Here is a 17,710-nt window from a genome sequence, read left to right on the forward strand (position 1 = left end):
CCCTCCGCGACGGGAGACCAGGACCATGGCCGCCTTCATCGCGGAAAATCTCGCGCCCATCATGTTCGCCGCGTTGGTGGTCGTGCTGTTGCTCGGCTACCCCGTGGCCTTCGCGCTCGCCGCCAACGGCTTCGTCTTCGGCCTGATCGGCATCGAACTCGGGCTGTTGTCGCCCAACCTGTTCCAGGCGATCCCCGACCGCATCTTCGGCGTGATGTCGAACGAGACGCTGCTGGCGATCCCGTTCTTCACCTTCATGGGCCTGATCCTCGAACGATCGGGCATGGCCGAGGACCTTCTCGACACCATCGGCCAGCTGTTCGGGCCGATCCGCGGCGGCCTCGCCTACGCGGTGATCTTCGTCGGTGCGCTGCTCGCGGCCACCACCGGCGTGGTCGCCGCGTCGGTGATCTCGATGGGCCTGATCTCGCTGCCGATCATGCTGCGCTACGGCTACGACCGCCGCATCGCGGCCGGCACGATCGCCGCCTCGGGCACCCTGGCGCAGATCATCCCGCCGAGCCTCGTGCTGATCGTCCTCGCCGACCAGCTCGGCCGTTCGGTCGGCGACATGTACGAGGGGGCGCTCTGGCCCGGCCTGCTGCTGACCGGCCTCTACGCGCTCTTCATCATGGGCGTCTCGATCGTCAAGCCCGAGTTCGTGCCGGCGCTGCCGCCGGAGGCGCGGACGCTGCGCGGCATGAAGCTGGTCGCGCGCGTCGTCACCACGTTGATCCCGCCGCTGGTGCTGATCTTCCTCGTGCTCGGCACCATCTTCATCGGTCTCGCCACCCCCACCGAGGGCGGTGCCATGGGCGCGGTCGGCGCCATGGTGCTGGCCGCGCTGAACCGGCGGCTCACCTTCCGGATGATCGTGCAGGCGCTGGAGGCGACCACGCGGCTGTCGGCCTTCGTGGTGTTCATCCTGATCGGCGCCCGCGTGTTCTCGCTGACCTTCTACGGCGTCGACGGTCATCTCTGGGTCGAGCACCTGTTGTCGGCGATCCCCGGCGGCGAACTCGGCTTCCTGATCGTCGTCAACATCCTGGTGTTCTTCCTGGCCTTCTTCCTCGACTTCTTCGAGCTGGCCTTCATCATCGTGCCGCTGCTGGCACCGGTCGCGGACAAGCTCGGCATCGACCTGATCTGGTTCGGCGTTCTGCTCGGCGTCAACATGCAGACGAGCTTCATGCACCCGCCTTTCGGCTTCGCGCTGTTCTTCCTGCGCTCGGTGGCGCCGGAGAAGCCCTATCGCGACAAGGTGACCGGGCTGATGACCGCGCCGGTGACCTCGGGCCAGATCTACATGGGCGCGGTGCCCTACGTCCTGATCCAGATCGTGATGGTGGCGATCGTGATCACCTTCCCGCGGCTGGTCACCCACTACAAGGACGGTGCGGTCACCGTCGATCCCTCGACGATCCAGATCAACGTGCCGATGCCCGGCGACGGCGGCGGCAATCCGTTCGGCGACGCCGGCAATCCGTTCGGTGCGCCGGCGGCGCCGAGCTTCGGTGGCGCGCCCGCGCCGGACGGCGCCGGCTCCGGCGGATCGTCCGATCCGGGCGGCCTGCCCGCGCCGTCCTTCGGTGCTCCGCCGCCGGCGGCGCCCGACCCGGCGGCGCCCGGCGGCCTGCCGGCGCCGAGCTTCGGCGCCCCGGCCCCGAGCCAGCCCTGACGGCGGCCGCGGCTGACCTCCGAAAATGCGAACGGCGCCCGAGGGGCGCCGTTTCCATTCGAGGTTCCGTCCCCGCGGGTGAGGGACGGGGAGATCAGCGGCCGGCGGCCTGCTGGGCGTAGACGTAGCTGTCGAAGGAGTATTCCGCGACCCGGAACCACTCGTAGCTCTCCTTTCGGAAGGTCTTCCACGGCTCGTAGATCTTCTTCCACGCCGGGTTGGTCGCGGCCTGATCCTCGTAGTAGCGGAACGAGGCGTCGTAGGCGGCGTCGAGCACGTCGCGCGGGAAGGCGTGGAGCTGGACGCCCTTGCCGACCAGCGAGCGGATCGCGGTCAGGTTCTTCACGTCGTAGCGCGCCATCATGATGGTGTTGGCGAGCGCGGCGGCGTTGGCGAGGGCGGCCTTGTAGGACGCCGGCAGCTCCTCGTATTTCGCCTTGTTGAACATGAAGTGCAGCGTCGGGCCGCCCTCCCAGAAGCCCGGGTAATAATAGTGCTTGGCGACCTGATAGAAGCCGAGCTTCTCGTCGTCGTAGGGGCCGACCCACTCGGTGGCGTCGATGGTGCCCTTCTCGAGCGCCGGGTAGATGTCGCCGCCGGGGATCTGCTGCGGCACCACGCCGAGCGCGACCAGGATCTTGCCGCCGAGACCGCCGATGCGCATCTTGACGCCCTCGAGGTCCTTGACCGACTTGATCTCGCTGCGGAACCAGCCGCCCATCTGCACGCCGGTATTGCCGCCGGGCAGGGAGGACACGTTGTAGTTCGCGTAGAAGTCGTTGATCAGCTCCTGACCGCCGCCCTCGTAGAGCCAGGCGTTCTGCTGGCGGGCGTTGAGGCCGAAGGGCAAGGCGGTGGCGAAGGCGAAGGTCGGATCCTTGCCGATGTAGTAGTAGGACGCGGTGTGCGCCGCCTCGACCGTGGCGTTCTGCACGGCGTCGAGGGCTTGCGGACCCGGCACCAGTTCGCCGGCCGGGAAGACCTGGATCTCGAAGCGGCCGTCGGTCGCCTCCGACAGCGCCTTCGACATCACCTCGGCGGTGCCGAAGATGGTGTCGAGCGACTTCGGGAAGCTCGACGTCAGGCGCCACTTCACGGCGGGCGCCGACTGCGCGATCGCCGGCGTGGCGAGCGGCGCCGCGACGGCGGCACCGGCGCCGGCCGTGGCGGCGCCCTTCAGGAATATGCGACGGTCCATGCTGTTCCTCCCCCCGGGTGACGTCGGAGGCGCGGGACCGATCCTCTCCGGGTCCCGTGCCCCCAGGGGGACGAACGTCCGCCGGTCGCGGCCGGGCCGCGGCCGGTGTCCTCTCCCCCCGCGCCGCCATAAGAGGGCAGGGCGCGGCCGGTCGCAAGTCTTGCACGAACGAAACGGCCGCCGTCCGGGGGAGGAACGGCGGCCGGATCGTCGCGGGTTCACGACCGGTTGGCGGTCGGTGGACGGTCGGTTGTCACCTCGACCGCGCGTCCCGCCCCGCCGAAACGGGGCGGGACGAGACCGGCGTCACTTGCCGGCGGCCTGCATGGCGTAGCCGTAGCTGTCGTTGGTGTATTCGGCGACGCGGAACCACTCGTAGGTCTGCGTGCGGAAGTCCTTCCAGGGCGTGTAGATCTTCTTCCAGTTCTCGTTGGAAGCCGACAGACCGTCGTAGATCTCGAAGGCCGCGGCATAGGCGGCGTCGAGGATCTCGCGCGGGTAGGGACGCAGCTGGACGCCCTTGCCGACCAGCGAACGGATCGCTTGGGTGTTCTTGACGTCGTACTTCGCCATCGTGATCTCGTTGGCGTAGGCGCAGGCGGCCTTCAGCGCCGCCTTGTAGCTTTCCGGCAGCGCCTCGTACTTGGCCTTGTTGAACATGAAGTGCAGGGTCGGGCCGGCCTCCCAGAAGCCCGGGTAGTAGTAGAACTTGGCAACCTGATAGAAGCCGAGCTTCTCGTCGTCGTAGGGGCCGACCCACTCGGCCGCGTCGATGGTGCCCTTCTCGAGCGCCGGGTAGATGTCGCCGCCGGGGATCTGCTGGGGCACCGCGCCGAGCTTGGCCATGACCTGGCCGGCGAGGCCGGCGATGCGCATCTTGACGCCGGAGAAGTCGGCCAGCGTCTTGATTTCCTTACGGAACCAGCCGCCCATCTGGACGCCGGTGTTGCCACCCGGCATGCCGACGACGCCGTAGCCGGCGTAGAACTCGTTCAGGAGGTCCTGGCCGCCGCCCTGGAGCAGCCAGGCGTTCTGCTGGCGGGCGTTCAGGCCGAACGGGATCGCGGTGCCGATGGCGAAGGTCGGGTCCTTGCCGACGAAGTAGTAGGAGCAGGTGTGGTTGGCCTCGACGGTGTCGTTGCCGACGGCGTCGAGCGCCTGCGGGCCCGGCACGATCTCGCCGGCCGGGAACGGCTGGATCTGGAACTTGCCGTCGGTCATCGCCTTCAGGATCTCGGACATCTCCACGGCCGAGCCGTAGATGGTGTCGAGCGACTTCGGGAAGCTCGAGGTCAGGCGCCACTTCACCTCGGGCGCGGACTGCGCGATCGCCGGCGCCGCCAGCGGGACGGCGGACACGGCGGCACCGGCGCCGACGAGGCCGGCCTTCTTCAGGAAATCTCTACGCTCCATCGATTCCTCCCGCGAAAAGTCAGGTCGAACGGTTGCGAACGCCACGAGACGTTCCGGCGGGCGGGGAGCTCTCCCTGAAATCCACCCCGACCCTCCCGGCCGGGAGATTAGCGGGTCGCGTCCCGCGCCGCGACCCTTTATGTGCCGACGAGTCGCCGCGTCATACGAAGGGTTTACGCCGTTCGGCCGAGGGCAGCGGCTCCGCCGGAATCGCCCGTTCGCCCGCCGCCGCGGCTTGACGGGCGCCGGCGCCCGTGACCTAGCTTCCGCCCCCGACGCACGAGCAGGAAAGGCGTGAAGACGATGGCCCCGGTCGTCCTGGTTTCTCCCGATGTCCGCAATTTCCAGGGTTACGACTGGCACGCCGCGCCCGCCACCTACCTCGAGGCGACCCTGTCCCGCGCCGGCGCGATGCCGCTGATCCTGCCGGCCTTCGGCGAGCGGATCGACCTCGACGCCGTGCTCGACCGCGTCGACGGCGTGCTCTGCACCGGCTCGCGCTCCAACGTCCACCCGGCCCGCTACGGCGTCGTGCCGACGGCGGCGATGGAGCCGTTCGACGAGGCCCGCGACGCCACGACGCTGCCGCTGATCCGCGCCGCGATCCGCCGCGGCATCCCGCTGCTGTGCATCTGCCGCGGCCTGCAGGAGCTCAACGTCGCCCTCGGCGGCAGCCTGCTGTCCGAGGTGCAGGAGGAGGAGGGCCGGATGGACCACCGCGCCCCCGACAGCGACTTGCAGGAAGCCCGATTCGCGATCCGCCACCCGGTCCGCGTCGCCGCCGGCGGCTGTCTCGGCCGCATCCTCGGCGCCGAGGCGGTCGACGTGAACTCTCTGCATCGGCAGGCGATCGGCCATCTCGCCGAGGGCCTCGTCGTCGAGGCGCTGGCCGAGGACGGCGTGATCGAGGCGGTCTCGGTGAGGGACGCGCCGGGCTTCGTGCTCGGCGTGCAGTGGCACCCGGAATACTGGGCGGCGACCGACGGTCCGTCGGGCGCGATCTTCGAGGCCTTCGGCGCGGCCGCCCGCGCCCGCGCCGCGGCGCGGGGCTGACCTCCTGCCGGCCCGCTCAGCCGGCGAGGGCGGCGGCGAGCATCAGCGACCCGAAGGCGAGCACGACGACGGCGCCGACCGCCTCGGCCGCGGCGTGGACGCGCCGGGCGAGCACGCCGTCGCCGCCGGCGAGGCGCAGCGCCGCGCCGCGAGCACCGACGGCGGCCAGCGTCAGCGCGGCGACGGTGAGCCCGGTGCCGACCGCCATCGCGAAGGTGGCGGCGATGCCGGCGGGGTAGAGGCCCTGCGCGAGGGCGAACACCAGCACGATCAGGGCCCCCGTGCAGGGGCGCAGGCCGACGGCGAGCACGGCGGTCCAGGCCTTGTGCCAGTCGAGGCGTCCGGCCGCCGCCGCCGGCGAGACGCCGTGGACGTGGCCGCAGTCGCAGACGATGCCGTCGGAACCGTCGTGGTCGCAGCCGGCGTGGTGAACGTAGCCGTCCGGGGCGACGAGGCCGCGTCCGGAGCCTCGCGCCGGAGCATCGGCGAGCACGCTGCGGAAGACGGAACTCCCGGTCCGCTCGGACTCGGCGGCGCGAGGGCCGGCGGCGAGCGGGGCGGCGGAGGCGGCGAGGCCGGCGAACACGGTGGTCGGCGCGTAGCGGGTCGACCACGCCCGCGCCAGCGGCCGCAGGATCTTGCGCCAGACCAGGATCAGCCCGAGGGCCGCGATCAGGGCGAAGGAGCCGATCTCGAACACCTCGGCCGCCTTCGTCATGGCGATCGAGGTGGCACCGAGCACGAGGGCGGCGACGGAGACCAGCGCCACCGCGGCGAAGCCCTGGGCGAGCGCCGAGACCATGGCGAGGATCGCGCCGTTGCGGGCGGTCTCGCGGTTGGCGAGCACGTAGGCGGATACCACCGCCTTGCCGTGGCCGGGCCCGGCGGCGTGGAGCACGCCGTAGAGGAAGGACACCGCGCAGAGCCAGACGCCGGCGCTGCCGTCGGTCTTCATGGTGCGCAGCGCGCCGGTGAGTTCCTTGTAGAAGGTCGACTGCCAGACGGCGATCGCCCTGAACAGGCCGGGCAGGAAGCCGCCCCCGGTCGGGGCCGGCTCGGGCAGGCCGACGCCGAACGGACCGGTGCCGGCGAGCGCGGCGAGCGGGTGCAGCAGCGCGGCGGCGGCGAGGGCCGCGACGAGGAGGAGCGGGAGGGACCGGCGGCTCAGGGGCACTTCAGCGTCGCTCCGTTGGTGAGTTCGGAGGTCACGGCCATCAGGTCCTGCGGGATGTCGCGCTGATCGGCCGGAATCTCGGCGAGGGTGGCGGCGGTGGCCGGATCGAGTTCCTTCGGGCGGATCACGTCGACGGTGCAACCGGCGGGGGCGCCGTCGAGCGTCACCGGGCCGTCGTCCACGAAGGCGAAGTCGACGTAGTAGGTGGGATCGTAGACGTCGAGCGCGGCCTGCCCGCCCTTGATCGGGATCGGCTCGGCCGTCGGCAGCGTGAAGTAGAGCGTCAGCAGGCCGCCGTCGTCCTGGATCCAGTATTCGGTGGGCTTGCCGAAATCGCGGTCCTTGCCGCCGGCCATCAGGAAGGTGAAGTAGCCGAATTCCTTGAGCGATTCGACGTTGAGGTCGGCGAGCGGCTTCAACTCCCGCACCGACAGCTTGCCGTCGCCGTCGGTGTCGAGGCCCTGGCTGGCGAAGGCGGAATAGGCGTCGTCGAAGCGCCAGACCTGCCGGATCGCGGTGATCCGGCCCTCCTTGTCGAACACCACCTCGGACTTGGCGTCGACCCAGACGTGGGGGTGGGCGGGCGCGGCGACGGTGCCGATCCCGGTCAGGGCGACCGCGAGGAGAACGCTGCGGATGGGGTTCTTCATCGGGAGGCGGGCACCGGTGCACGAGACGATTCGATCCTGAATCGTCTCCGATTCCGGCGCAAGCGTGGCCGGCCCCGGCGCGGGGACGCAGGCGGGGTCAGAGCCCCGCCCGGCAGTCGTGGCCGTTCTTCTCGAACCACTCGACCAGGAAGTCGACGAAGGCGCGGATCTTCGCCGAGAGATGGCGGCGGTGCGGATAGACCGCGTAGATGCCGGCGGCGCGGCTCTCGTAGTCGGGCAGCACGACCTCGAGCCGTCCGGCCGCGACGTCGTCCTGGACCATGACGTAGGGCACCGAGCCGTAGCCGAGGCCGGCGAGGAGCGCGAGCTTGACCGCGGCCGGCGAGTTGACCTCGACGCGGCCGCGCACCTGGACCTGATGGCGGACGCCGTCGATGGTGAACTTCCAGGTGAAGCGGCTCTTCAGGTTGGAATCGATGATGCAGGGCAGGTCCGACAGCTCGTCCGGGTGCGCCGGCCGGCCGCTCGCGTCGGCGACGTCGGGGCGGACCGCGACGACGAAGCGGTAGTCGGAGAGCTTGCGGGCGATCAGGCTCGAGTCGTCCATCTCGGTGACGCGGACGGCGACGTCGAAGCCTTCGTCGACGAGGTCGACGAAGCGATCGTCGAGCCGGAGGTCGAGCTTGATGGCGGGATAGGCGGCGGCGAAGGCCATGATGCCGCGGCCGAGCGGGCCGTCGCCGAAGGTGCGCGGGGCGGCGACGCGCAGGAGGCCGGTCGGCTCGCCGTGGCGCTCGCGCACCATGTCCTGGAGATCGTCGACGCGCTGCAGGATCTCGCCGGCGTCGCGGTAGTAGGCCTGTCCGAGTTCGGTGAGCGACAGCCGCCGGGTGGTGCGGTTCATCAGCCGGGCGCCGAGCTCGTCCTCGAGCTCCTTGACGTATTTGGAGATCAGCGCCTTGGAACGGCCGAGCTTGCGGGCCGCCGCCGAGAATCCCCCGGCGTCGACCACCTCGACGAAGGTGCGCATGCGCGTCAGCGTGTCCACGTCGCTCGAGCCTCCCGCCGATCCGGCGTTCCGATTCGCCCCGTCCCGGCACCGCGGAGCGGCGCCGCGCGGCCCCGCGGGGGACCCGTCCGGTTTAGGACGCCGGTCCGGGCGGCGCAATCGTGCGGCCGGTCACGCTTCGGTGTCCGCCCGGTGTTCCGCCATTGCTGCGGCGCAACTGCTTAACCCCCTAAAAAGCCGATCGAATCCCGCTCCGGTCCGGCGCGGAAAATTTCGTGTTCGGACGCGGTTTCCCCTTGCAAGGCGGGGCGGTCGGGAGTACATGCCGTCTTGCCCAATTTCGCACGTGCCTGTGGTTGCGTGCCGGCTTCGCAAGGGCCGCCGAGGCGGTTCCTGCGAGGGCAAGCCGGTGACCGGAGTCTAACCGGGTCTAAGCCGCTCTCAAGCGGCGGACGCGACTTGAAGCAACGACGTAGAGGGCTTTTTTGGTCTCTCCCGGCGCTCCAACCGCTGGGGACTGAAGAGGCGACTACATCCTTGCCTGACGTGCGGACCGGGTCTCCCGTTCCAATCGATGGCTGACGTCCGGTTCGTTTCGCGGTTCGCCGCGGTACGCGCCGGGTATCGACGACCACGCCGGCCGACGAGGCCGGACGCGGATGCCGCTCTTCGCTCTCGGGCCGTTTCCAACGCGGCCGCGGGTGAGGTGTCGTCCGCTCGATGCCACCGTATTCGGACTGGGAACTCGATCCATGACCGCCCGTATCCGCGACTTCCTGGCCACCCGACGTCCCGAGGGCCCCTGCCTCGTGGTCGACCTCGACGTCGTGCGCGACAACTTCCTCGCCTTCCGCCGCGCCCTGCCGGACACCCGGGTGTTCTACGCCGTCAAGGCGAACCCGGCGCCGGAAGTGCTGGCGCTGCTCGCCGAGCTCGGCTCCAACTTCGACTGCGCCTCGATCCCCGAGATCGAGATGGCGCTGACCGCCGGCGCCTCGGCCGAGCGCATCTCCTTCGGCAACACCATCAAGAAGGAGCGCGACATCGCCCGCGCCGCCGTGCTCGGCGTCGACCTGTTCGCCGTCGACTGCGTCGCCGAGGTGGAGAAGGTCGCCCGTCAGGCGCCCGGCGCCAAGGTGTTCTGCCGCATCCTCTGCGACGGTGCCGGCGCCGAGTGGCCGCTGTCGCGCAAGTTCGGCTGCGAGCCCGAGATGGCCGCGGAGGTGCTCGAGCACGCCGCCCGCCTCGGCCTGCGCGCCTACGGCATCTCCTTCCACGTCGGTTCGCAGCAGGCCAACCTCGAGGCCTGGGACGGTGCGCTCGCCTCGGCGGCCGCGATCTTCCGCGAGCTCGGCGACAAGGGCATCCAGCTCAGGATGGTCAACCTCGGCGGCGGCTTCCCGACCCGCTACCTCAAGGACGTGCCGGCGACCGAGGCCTACGGCCGCTCGATCACCGACGCGGTGCACCGCCACTTCGGCAACGAGATCCCCGAGACGATCATCGAGCCGGGTCGCGGCATGGTCGGCAACGCCGGCATCATCAAGTCCGAGGTCGTGCTGATCTCGAAGAAGAAGACCAGCGACGACGTGCGCTGGGTCTATCTCGACATCGGCAAGTTCGGCGGCCTCGCCGAGACCATGGACGAGGCGATCCGCTACCCGATCCGCACCTCGCACGAGGGCGCGGAGACGGCGCCCTGCGTGCTCGCCGGCCCGACCTGCGATTCGGCCGACGTGCTCTACGAGAAGACCCCGTACGAGCTGCCGATCACGCTCGAGATCGGCGACGAGGTCCTGATCGAGGGCACCGGCGCCTACACGACGACCTACTCGGCCGTGGCCTTCAACGGCTTCGCGCCACTCCGGGCGTATGTGATCTGAGTGAGGCAGTAGGGCTTCGGCAGTCGGCAGTCGGGGGCGTCGCGCTTCCGGTTGCCGGGTGGCGGGACGTGACCGCACGCTCCTACTGCCTACTGCCTACTGCCTACTGCCTACTGCCTACTGCCCACTCACTGCCTACCGCCTACTCCGCACCCGCTCCGGCCCATGCACGGGCCGGCTCCCGTCTTCCTGCCGCCGCGCCGTCGAACAATCCGCGCGGGGATGGGACGCATGCCGATGATCGCCTACGCCGACGAGACCGCCCGGGACGTGCCCGCGCGCGAAGCCCTGCTCGACAGCGCCTTCGGGCCGGCCCGGTTCATGAAGTCGTCCGAACGCATCCGCGAGGGGCGCCTTCCCGCCGACGGCCTGTCGCTGGTCGCCCACGACGACGGCCGCCTCGTCGGCACCGTCCGGCTGTGGCACGTCGCCGCCGGCCGCGCCGGCGCCGACGCCCTGCTGCTCGGCCCGCTCGCCGTCGCCGAGGACCTGCGCAGCGCCGGCGTCGGCGGCGCGCTGATGCGCCTCGCGATCGCCCGCGCGAGCGAACTCGGCCACCGCGCCGTCCTGCTCGTCGGCGACGAGCCCTACTACCGCCGCTTCGGCTTCTCGACCCTGCGCACCCAGGGCCTCGCCATGCCCGGCCCGTTCGAGCGCCACCGCCTGCTGGCGCTGGAACTCGTGCCCGGCGCGCTGCTCGGCGCCGAAGGCGTCATCCGCCCGACCGGCGAACGCGTTCCGGCCGAGGCCGCGCTCCTGGCGGCGTGAGGTCAAGGGGCGGGTGGCGATCCGTAATCCGTCGACGTCCTCGTCCGTCCCGCGATTGTCGCGGGGCGGGCGAACCGCTATCTGTCGGAGCGGTAGAGGTCGGGCGGGGGGATGGTCATGCTGTTCGATGGACCCGAGGTCGTCATCGTCGTCTTCGTGCTGTTCGTCGTCCTGGTGCTGTTCGCCGGCATCAAGACGGTGCCGCAGGGCTTCAATTGGACGATCGAGCGGTTCGGGCGCTACACGCGCACGCTCCACCCCGGCCTCAACCTGATCGTCCCGTTCATCGACCGCGTCGGCGCCAAGATGAACATGATGGAGCAGGTGCTCGACGTTCCCTCGCAGGAGATCATCACGCGCGACAACGCCACCTGCAAGGTCGACGGCGTCGCCTTCTTCCAGGTGCTCGACGCCTCGCGCGCCGCCTACGAGGTCAGCGGCCTGCAGAACGCCATTCTCAACATCACCATGACCAACATCCGCACGGTGATGGGCTCGATGGATCTCGACAACCTCCTGTCCAACCGCGACGAGATCAACACGCGCCTCCTGCACGTGGTCGACGCCGCGACCGAGGCCTGGGGCGTCAAGATCACCCGCGTCGAGATCAAGGACATCAATCCGCCGGCCGACCTCGTCGAATCGATGGCGCGGCAGATGAAGGCCGAGCGCGACAAGCGCGCCTCGGTGCTGGAGGCCGAGGGCCTGCGCCAGGCGGCGATCCTCCGCGCGGAGGGCGAGAAGCAGGCGCAGGTGCTGCAGGCCGAGGGCCGCCGCGAGGCCGCCTTCCGCGACGCCGAGGCGCGCGAGCGGCTCGCCGAGGCCGAGGCCAAGGCGACGGCGCTGGTCTCCGAGGCGGTGGCACGCGGCGACGTCCAGGCGCTGAACTACTTCGTCGCCGACAAGTACACCCAGGCGCTCGCCCAGTTCGCCCATTCGCCGAACCAGAAGGTGCTGATGCTGCCGGTCGAGGCGTCGGCGCTGATCGGCTCGCTCGGCGGTATCACGGAGCTCGCCCGCGCCGCCTTCGGCGACGGCGGTGGTTCAGGGAGCGGCGGTGCCCCGGCGCCGCGGCGGCGGCCGACGGTGCCGGTCACCGGCCCCCAGGAGTGAGGCCGGCGCCATGGACGTCCTGCTCAAGGTGGTCGACACGCTCGGCCCGTGGTCCTGGTGGGTGCTCGGCCTGCTGCTCGCCGGCATCGAGGTGATCGCGCCCGGCACCTTCTTCATCTGGTTCGCAGTCGCGGCGGTGGTCGTCGGCACGGCGGCGATGTTCGTCGACCTCGGCTGGCAGGCCGAGGCGGTCGCCTTCGTGGTTCTGGCGGTGGCCGCCGCGCTGGCCGGGCGCCGCTTCTACGGCCGCGGCGACGGCGCCGTGCCGGAGGGCGGACCGCTCAACGATCGGTTGGCGCGCCAGGTTGGCCGGACCGCGGTGGTGGAGGCGGCGATCACGGGCGGGACCGGTTCGGTGCGGCTCGACGACACTGTCTGGCGCGCCGACGGACCGGATCTGGCGGCCGGCACGCGGGTCCGGATCGTCGGCCACGTCGGCGGCCGGCTCAAGGTCGAGCCGGCCTGACGGCTCGAGGTCGAACCGGCCCGACCGGTCGCGTGACAACCAAGCGTTAACCGTCCTCGTTTACCAATCGACAAGCATCCGGGCGGCCGCGGTCGCCCCGCCGCGCGTGCTCTCGCCGGAAGGACGGTCTTGTCGACGCCCCGCCTCGCAGCCCTCGCCCTCTCGCTCGCGATCGCCGGCGCCGTCGTGCCGGTGCGGGCGCAGGACGTCGGCGACGGCCAGAGCGCGACCGCCGACGACGAGGCGGCCGCCGCTGCCGAGGCGCTGCGGCTGAAACGCGCCCGCGCCGCCGCCGCGGAACCGGCTCCGGACGCCGCCGCCGGCGCCGATCCCTATCCGCTCGCCGATGCCGGCGCCGCCCCCGACGACGGGCTCGGCGTGCCCGGCGACGACGCGGCCGATCCGTCCCTGCCGCCCGCGACCGGCTCACTACCGCCCGCGCCGACGCCGACGACACTCGGGTTGAGGCCGTCGACCAGCGCGGTCGCGCCGCTGACGAGCGTGGTCCGCCCCGCCGACCGCAGCGGCGTCGCGGCGCTGCCGGTGACCGGCGCGCCGCCGCTCGCCCGCGACGCCGAGCAGGAGGCGCGTGCGGCCTACGACCCGGTCGGGCTCAGGGTCGGCAGCTTCGTGGCCGCCGGCTCGGTCACGGCGGGCGTCGGCTACAGTTCCAACGCCGCGGAATCCGCCGGCGGCTCGGGCAGCGCCTATTATCTCACCCGCGGCTCGCTGGCGCTGCGCTCGGACTGGGAGCGGCACGGCTTCGACGTCGTCGCCAACGGCGGCCTGCGCCGCTACGCCGACGATGCGATCGCGGTCGAGCCCAACGCCGACGTCACCGCCACTGCCCGTCTCGACCTGACCGAAACGGACCGGGTCGCCGCCTCGGCGGGCTGGACCTATTCGCGCGAGACCGGATCGAGCGCCGAACTCGGCGCCAAGAGCACCGGTTCCGACGTCCACACGCTGTCGGGAACGCTCGGCTACGAGCGCGACGCCGGCCTGATCGGCCTCGCGCTCAAGGGCGCGGTCGACCGCACCTCCTACGAGGCGGGCGAGTCGCGCAGCAACACCGCGGTGTCCGGTTCGCTGCGGCTGACGCTGGAGAACGGGGCGGCGCTCCGGCCCTTCGTCGAGGGCGGCGGCTTCACCCGGCGCTACGACGACAAGGTCGACGGTTCGGGCTACGCGCGCGACAGCGTCGGGTGGGAACTCAAGACCGGCGTCGTCGTCGACACCGGCCTCCTCACCGGCGAGGCCTCGGTCGGCTATGCCCTGGAGCGGCCGGAGGACGGCCGGCTCGACGACATCGCCGGCTTCACCGCCGACGCCGGGCTGGCGTGGACGCCGACGGAACTGGTCACCGTCGGCCTCAAGGGCACCACCACCTTCGAGCCGAGCCAGATCGCTGGCGCGTCGGGATCGGTCAAGCACGCGGTCGACGTCGACGTCGCCTATGCGCTGCAGCCGAACGTGATCCTGAACACCGGCGCCGGCTTCAGCTACCAGGACTACACCGGCGTTTCGCGCACGGTGGAGACCTTCGCGGTCCGCGCCGGCGCGGAATGGCGCCTCAACCGCACCGTCTCGCTCGGCCTGACCGGCTCGCACGCGCGCACCGAGTCGTCGGTCGCCGGCGAGAGCTACGACGAATCGCGGATCGAGGCGACCGTCACGCTGCGGCGGTGACGGTCGCGTCGCGAGGTGGGCTTCAGGCCTTGTCGAGCACGGCGGCCAGCTCGGAGCGGATGTCCGGGTGGATGTCGGTGCGGTCGAGCGCGTAGGCGAGGTTCGCCTGCAGGAAGCCGATCTTGGAGCCGGTGTCGTAGGTGGTCCCGCGGAAGCGGACGCCGTAGAACGGGCTGTGCTTCAGAAGGCGCAGCATGGCGTCGGTGAGCTGGATCTCGCCGCCGGCGCCCTTCTCCTGGTTGCCGAGCAGGTCGAAGATCTCGGGCTGGAGGATGTAGCGGCCGGAGATGAAGAGGTTGGACGGGGCGTCGGCCGGCTTCGGCTTCTCGACCATGCCGGTGATCTCGTGGACGTCGTCGGAGACCGTCGCGCCGAGGCCGACGATGCCGTAGGAGCTGGTCTGGGCCGGCTCGCAGGCCTCCAGCGACAGCACGTTGCCGCCGGTCTTGGCATAGGCGTCGACCATGCTCTTCAGGCAGGGCGTGTCGTGCTTCATCAGCATGTCCGGCAGCAGCACCGCGAAGGGCTCGTCGCCGACGATCTCGCGGGCGCACCAGACCGCGTGGCCGAGGCCGAGCGGGGCCTGCTGACGGGTGAAGCTGACCGAGCCGGCGGTCGGCAGGTCGCGCTTCAGGATGTCGAGCGCCTCGTTCTTGTTGCGGCCGCGCAGGGTGTCCTCGAGCTCGTAGGCGATGTCGAAGTGATCCTCGATCACGGCCTTGCCGCGGCCTGTTACGAACACGAAATGCTCGATGCCGGCGGCCTTGGCTTCGTCGACCACGTACTGCAACGCCGGGCGGTCGACGATCGTCATCATCTCCTTCGGCACCGCCTTGGTGGCGGGCAGGAAACGGGTGCCGAGACCGGCGACGGGGAACACGGCTTTGCGAATCTTCTGCGACATCTTCCACTCCGCGGGACCGGCGCCCGCCCTAGCGCGAGCCGGCGTGCCGGTCGGTCCTACACCAGAATGACTAATTCCATCCTACGATCGCGCGAGCCTGCGCGGCGATCGTTCACCATCGGTTAACCACGATCGCGGCCAATTCGGGACGGGGCGCGTGGCGATACCGCCGGCGACCCGTCGGAACGCCCCCGCGCGGGGGACGGTTCCCGGTTCCACCGCCCGAGGGCAGAGCGGAGACGAGACGATGACGACCATCCCCCGCCCCGTCGCCCGGATCCTGGCCGCCGTTCTGGTCGCCGGTTCGCTGGCCGCCTGCGGCTCGCTCGGCGGGCTCGCCGAGTTCGAGGGGCCGCGCGTCGCCACCGGCGAGCCGCCGCGCAACGACGGCACCCCGGTGCCGGAGAGCTTCACGGCCTTCGTGGAGAATTTCCGTGCCACCGCCGAGGGCGCCGGCGTCTCGCGGGCGGTCTACGACGCCGCCTTCCGCGACATCGGCCCCGACCAGGACGTGCTCGACAAGGCGCGCTCGCAGGCCGAGTTCGTCAAGCCGATCTGGGAGTATCTCGACGGCGCCGTCTCCGACAGCCGGGTGGCGACCGGGCGGCAGATGCTGGCGACCTATGCCGGCGTGCTCGACCAGATCGAGGCGCGCACCGGCGTGCAGCGTCAGGTCGTGCTGGCGGTCTGGGGCATGGAGAGCAGCTACGGCGCGGTGCTCGACAATCCGCGCGTGGTCAAGAACGCGGTCCGGGCGCTGGCGACGCTCGCCTGGGGCGGCGGCTCGCGCGCGAAATACGGCCGCCAGCAGCTGCTCGCGGTGCTGAAGATCCTGCAGCGCGGCGACACCGACCCGCGCCACATCACCGGCTCCTGGGCGGGGGCGATGGGCCACACCCAGTTCATCCCGACCACCTATCTCGCCTACGCCGTCGACTTCGACGGCGACGGCCGCCGCGACATCTGGCGCTCGGTGCCCGACGCGCTCGCCTCGACCGCCAACTATCTCCAGAAGGCCGGCTGGCGCTCAGGACAGGCCTGGGGCTACGAGGTCGCGCTGCCGGCCGGCTTCGACAGCCGCCGCGCCGGTGCGCGGATGACGCTGCGCGAATGGGCGGCGCTCGGCGTCCAGCGTGTCGACGGCTCGGGCTTCCCGCGGCCGGACGACGTCGGGCGCCTGAACATGCCGGCGGGTGCCGCCGGGCCGGCCTTCCTGACGCTGCGCAATTTCGACGTCATCAAGCGCTACAACAACGCCGACGCCTACGCCTTCGGTGTCGGCCACCTCTCCGATCGCATCGCCGGCGGCGGTCCGTTCGTCGGCCGCTGGCCGTGGACCTACGAGCCGCTGAGCGAGGTGGAGAAGCAGGAGATGCAGGCGCTGCTCGCCCGCCGCGGCTACGACGTCGGCGGCGTCGACGGCAAGATGGGGCCGGCGACGCTCGACGCGATCCGCGCCTATCAGGCCGCGGTCGGGCTGCCGGTGGACGGCAACCCCTCCAAGGCCGTATTGGACAAGCTGAGGGCGGGGGCCTGACGCCCACTCCCACGTTCCCCGGAGGACGCCGATGCGCCTGTCGACGGCATTCGCCCTGGCGGGACTCCTGACCGCCGCGCTCGCGCCGGCGGTGCGGGCCGGCGACGGGCCGGCCGACGGCCGCTTCGAGGTCGCCCAGCTCAACGAGACGCCGTTCTTCCAGCGCCTGTTCGGTCTCGGCAAGCGCGAGGAACCGCCGAAGCCGGGCGGGCCGAAGATCCTGCGCCCGCCGGCGGGCGGCGCCGCGGTGCGGCCCGGACAGGACCTCGCGCCGGGTCCGACCACGCCGAAGAAGATCGTGCCGCGCAAGCCCGCGCCGGTGCAGCCGGCCAAGGACGCCGACGCCCGGGTCGTGCTGGTGATCGGCGACCGTCTCGCCGACGGCCTCGCGCGCGGCCTCGACGTCGCCTTCGCCGACACGCCGAAGCTGACGATCGAGAATGCCGCGGTCTCGCCCTCGGGCCTCGCCGTGGCCGGCACCGACTGGCCGAAGCGGCTCGCCGAGCGCTTCGCCGCGCCGCGCCCGCCGGACGTCGTCGTCGTGATGACCGGCGTCGACGACCGGCTGCCGCTGACGGTGGACGGCGTCGAGGAGCCGTTCCGCTCGGTCGCCTGGGAGAAGGTCTACACCGCCCGCGCCCGTGCCGTGGTCTCGGCCGCGGTCGACCGCCACGTGCCGCTCTACTGGGTCGGGCTGGTGCCGATGGCGGACGTCGACCTCACCACCGACATGGCCTTCCTCGACGAGACCTACCGCAAGGTAGCCGGCCAGGGCCTCGGCCGCTACGTCGACGTCTGGAACGCCTTCGCCGACGACGTCGGCAGCTTCGTCGCTTCCGGCCCGGACGTCGGCGGCCAGGAGCGCCAGCTCCGCCTCAAGGACGGCATCGGCTTCAGCAAGTCCGGCCAACGCAAGCTCGCCTTCTACGTCGAGCAGGAACTGCGCGGCTGGCTCGCCGGCGCGGCGGTTGCGGCGGCGCAGCCGCGGCGGACCGCGGCCGGCGGCCTCGTCGTCTCGCTGACCGACCCGGACGCCGGCGACGACGACCTCGTGCCGCCCGCGACGGTGGCGCCGCCGCGCGAGGGCTCGCCGCTCTACCGGCTGGTCGTGCTCGGCCAGCCGCCGAAGCCGCGGGTGGGGCGCGTGGACGATCTCTCGGCGCAGTGACCGCAGCCCGCGTCGGCCGGTCGCGGCGATCGGGACCGGGACAACG

General features: G+C 71.3%; 15 protein-coding genes. 9 read left to right on the forward strand and 6 right to left on the reverse strand.

The window, feature by feature from the left end:
- Positions 1-25: 25 nt before the first annotated feature.
- The gene (locus tag EDD54_RS08670; protein ID WP_126540798.1) at positions 26-1,678 is read left to right on the forward strand and encodes a TRAP transporter large permease; all 1,653 of its coding nucleotides are present in this window, start codon (positions 26-28) and stop codon (positions 1,676-1,678) included.
- A gap of 94 nt (positions 1,679-1,772) precedes the next feature.
- On the opposite strand, the gene EDD54_RS08675 is transcribed toward EDD54_RS08670, so the two are convergent.
- Positions 1,773-2,876, reverse strand: a complete 1,104-nt coding sequence (locus tag EDD54_RS08675) for a TRAP transporter substrate-binding protein (protein WP_126540799.1) — start codon at positions 2,874-2,876, stop codon at positions 1,773-1,775.
- Between the two features lie 306 nt (positions 2,877-3,182).
- Entirely contained in the window at positions 3,183-4,289 is a 1,107-nt protein-coding gene (locus EDD54_RS08680; protein ID WP_126540800.1) for a TRAP transporter substrate-binding protein, read from the reverse strand.
- Between the two features lie 303 nt (positions 4,290-4,592).
- On the opposite strand from EDD54_RS08680, the gene EDD54_RS08685 reads away from it, so the two are divergent.
- Positions 4,593-5,342, forward strand: coding sequence for a gamma-glutamyl-gamma-aminobutyrate hydrolase family protein (locus EDD54_RS08685; RefSeq protein ID WP_126541915.1), 750 nt, complete (start codon positions 4,593-4,595; stop codon positions 5,340-5,342).
- A gap of 16 nt (positions 5,343-5,358) precedes the next feature.
- Here the strand turns inward: EDD54_RS08685 and EDD54_RS08690 are convergent, their stop codons facing one another.
- The 3 genes from EDD54_RS08690 to EDD54_RS08700 form a co-directional block, all read right to left on the reverse strand.
- Complete coding sequence (locus EDD54_RS08690; protein ID WP_208112169.1) at positions 5,359-6,516, reverse strand: nickel/cobalt transporter; 1,158 nt, start codon at positions 6,514-6,516, stop codon at positions 5,359-5,361.
- A complete protein-coding gene (locus EDD54_RS08695) occupies positions 6,507-7,166 on the reverse strand; it encodes a DUF1007 family protein (RefSeq protein ID WP_126540801.1) in 660 nt (219 codons plus the stop codon). Before EDD54_RS08695 ends, EDD54_RS08690 begins: the two co-directional genes overlap by 10 nt.
- Positions 7,167-7,263: 97 nt before the next feature.
- Positions 7,264-8,175, reverse strand: coding sequence for a LysR family transcriptional regulator (locus tag EDD54_RS08700; protein WP_126540802.1), 912 nt, complete (start codon positions 8,173-8,175; stop codon positions 7,264-7,266).
- A gap of 713 nt (positions 8,176-8,888) precedes the next feature.
- Between EDD54_RS08700 and EDD54_RS08705 the strand changes: the two genes are divergently transcribed.
- From EDD54_RS08705 to EDD54_RS08725, 5 genes are all read left to right on the forward strand, one after another.
- Positions 8,889-10,019 (forward strand): type III PLP-dependent enzyme, encoded by a 1,131-nt coding sequence (locus tag EDD54_RS08705; protein WP_126540803.1) that lies wholly within the window; start codon positions 8,889-8,891, stop codon positions 10,017-10,019.
- 237 nt (positions 10,020-10,256) lie between these two features.
- Positions 10,257-10,787, forward strand: coding sequence for a GNAT family N-acetyltransferase (locus tag EDD54_RS08710; protein ID WP_126541917.1), 531 nt, complete (start codon positions 10,257-10,259; stop codon positions 10,785-10,787).
- 117 nt (positions 10,788-10,904) lie between these two features.
- Positions 10,905-11,900, forward strand: coding sequence for an SPFH domain-containing protein (locus EDD54_RS08715; protein WP_126540804.1), 996 nt, complete (start codon positions 10,905-10,907; stop codon positions 11,898-11,900).
- Between the two features lie 10 nt (positions 11,901-11,910).
- Positions 11,911-12,366: an NfeD family protein gene (locus tag EDD54_RS08720; protein ID WP_126540805.1), complete on the forward strand. Its 456-nt coding sequence runs from the start codon at positions 11,911-11,913 to the stop codon at positions 12,364-12,366.
- 129 nt (positions 12,367-12,495) lie between these two features.
- Positions 12,496-14,055: an outer membrane beta-barrel protein gene (locus EDD54_RS08725; protein WP_166653441.1), complete on the forward strand. Its 1,560-nt coding sequence runs from the start codon at positions 12,496-12,498 to the stop codon at positions 14,053-14,055.
- A 22-nt stretch (positions 14,056-14,077) separates the two neighbouring features.
- Here the strand turns inward: EDD54_RS08725 and galU are convergent, their stop codons facing one another.
- Positions 14,078-14,959 carry a UTP--glucose-1-phosphate uridylyltransferase GalU gene (galU, locus tag EDD54_RS08730; RefSeq protein WP_126540807.1) on the reverse strand — a complete coding sequence of 294 codons (882 nt, stop codon included), beginning with the start codon at positions 14,957-14,959 and terminating at the stop codon, positions 14,078-14,080.
- Positions 14,960-15,206: 247 nt separating this feature from the next.
- On the opposite strand from galU, the gene EDD54_RS08735 reads away from it, so the two are divergent.
- On the forward strand, positions 15,207-16,496 hold the full coding sequence (locus EDD54_RS08735) for a lytic murein transglycosylase (protein ID WP_126540808.1): 1,290 nt from the start codon (positions 15,207-15,209) through the stop codon (positions 16,494-16,496).
- Between the two features lie 31 nt (positions 16,497-16,527).
- Positions 16,528-17,664 carry an SGNH/GDSL hydrolase family protein gene (locus EDD54_RS08740; protein ID WP_126540809.1) on the forward strand — a complete coding sequence of 379 codons (1,137 nt, stop codon included), beginning with the start codon at positions 16,528-16,530 and terminating at the stop codon, positions 17,662-17,664.
- The last annotated feature ends 46 nt before the right edge of the window (positions 17,665-17,710 follow it).

It is taken from the genome of Oharaeibacter diazotrophicus (assembly GCF_004362745.1).
Lineage (GTDB): Bacteria > Pseudomonadota > Alphaproteobacteria > Rhizobiales > Pleomorphomonadaceae > Oharaeibacter > Oharaeibacter diazotrophicus.

What these genes read in the sequence shown, in the direction of transcription:
- EDD54_RS08675 (WP_126540799.1), bottom strand. Translation starts at nt 2,876, where the DNA reads ATGGACCGTCGCATATTCCTGAAGGGCGCCGCCACGGCCGGCGCCGGT.
- EDD54_RS08705 (WP_126540803.1), top strand. Translation starts at nt 8,889, where the DNA reads ATGACCGCCCGTATCCGCGACTTCCTGGCCACCCGACGTCCCGAGGGC.
- EDD54_RS08740 (WP_126540809.1), top strand. Translation starts at nt 16,528, where the DNA reads ATGCGCCTGTCGACGGCATTCGCCCTGGCGGGACTCCTGACCGCCGCG.
- EDD54_RS08680 (WP_126540800.1), bottom strand. Translation starts at nt 4,289, where the DNA reads ATGGAGCGTAGAGATTTCCTGAAGAAGGCCGGCCTCGTCGGCGCCGGT.
- EDD54_RS08685 (WP_126541915.1), top strand. Translation starts at nt 4,593, where the DNA reads ATGGCCCCGGTCGTCCTGGTTTCTCCCGATGTCCGCAATTTCCAGGGT.
- galU (WP_126540807.1), bottom strand. Translation starts at nt 14,959, where the DNA reads ATGTCGCAGAAGATTCGCAAAGCCGTGTTCCCCGTCGCCGGTCTCGGC.
- EDD54_RS08715 (WP_126540804.1), top strand. Translation starts at nt 10,905, where the DNA reads ATGCTGTTCGATGGACCCGAGGTCGTCATCGTCGTCTTCGTGCTGTTC.
- EDD54_RS08720 (WP_126540805.1), top strand. Translation starts at nt 11,911, where the DNA reads ATGGACGTCCTGCTCAAGGTGGTCGACACGCTCGGCCCGTGGTCCTGG.
- EDD54_RS08735 (WP_126540808.1), top strand. Translation starts at nt 15,207, where the DNA reads ATGACGACCATCCCCCGCCCCGTCGCCCGGATCCTGGCCGCCGTTCTG.
- EDD54_RS08710 (WP_126541917.1), top strand. Translation starts at nt 10,257, where the DNA reads ATGATCGCCTACGCCGACGAGACCGCCCGGGACGTGCCCGCGCGCGAA.
- EDD54_RS08695 (WP_126540801.1), bottom strand. Translation starts at nt 7,166, where the DNA reads ATGAAGAACCCCATCCGCAGCGTTCTCCTCGCGGTCGCCCTGACCGGG.
- EDD54_RS08670 (WP_126540798.1), top strand. Translation starts at nt 26, where the DNA reads ATGGCCGCCTTCATCGCGGAAAATCTCGCGCCCATCATGTTCGCCGCG.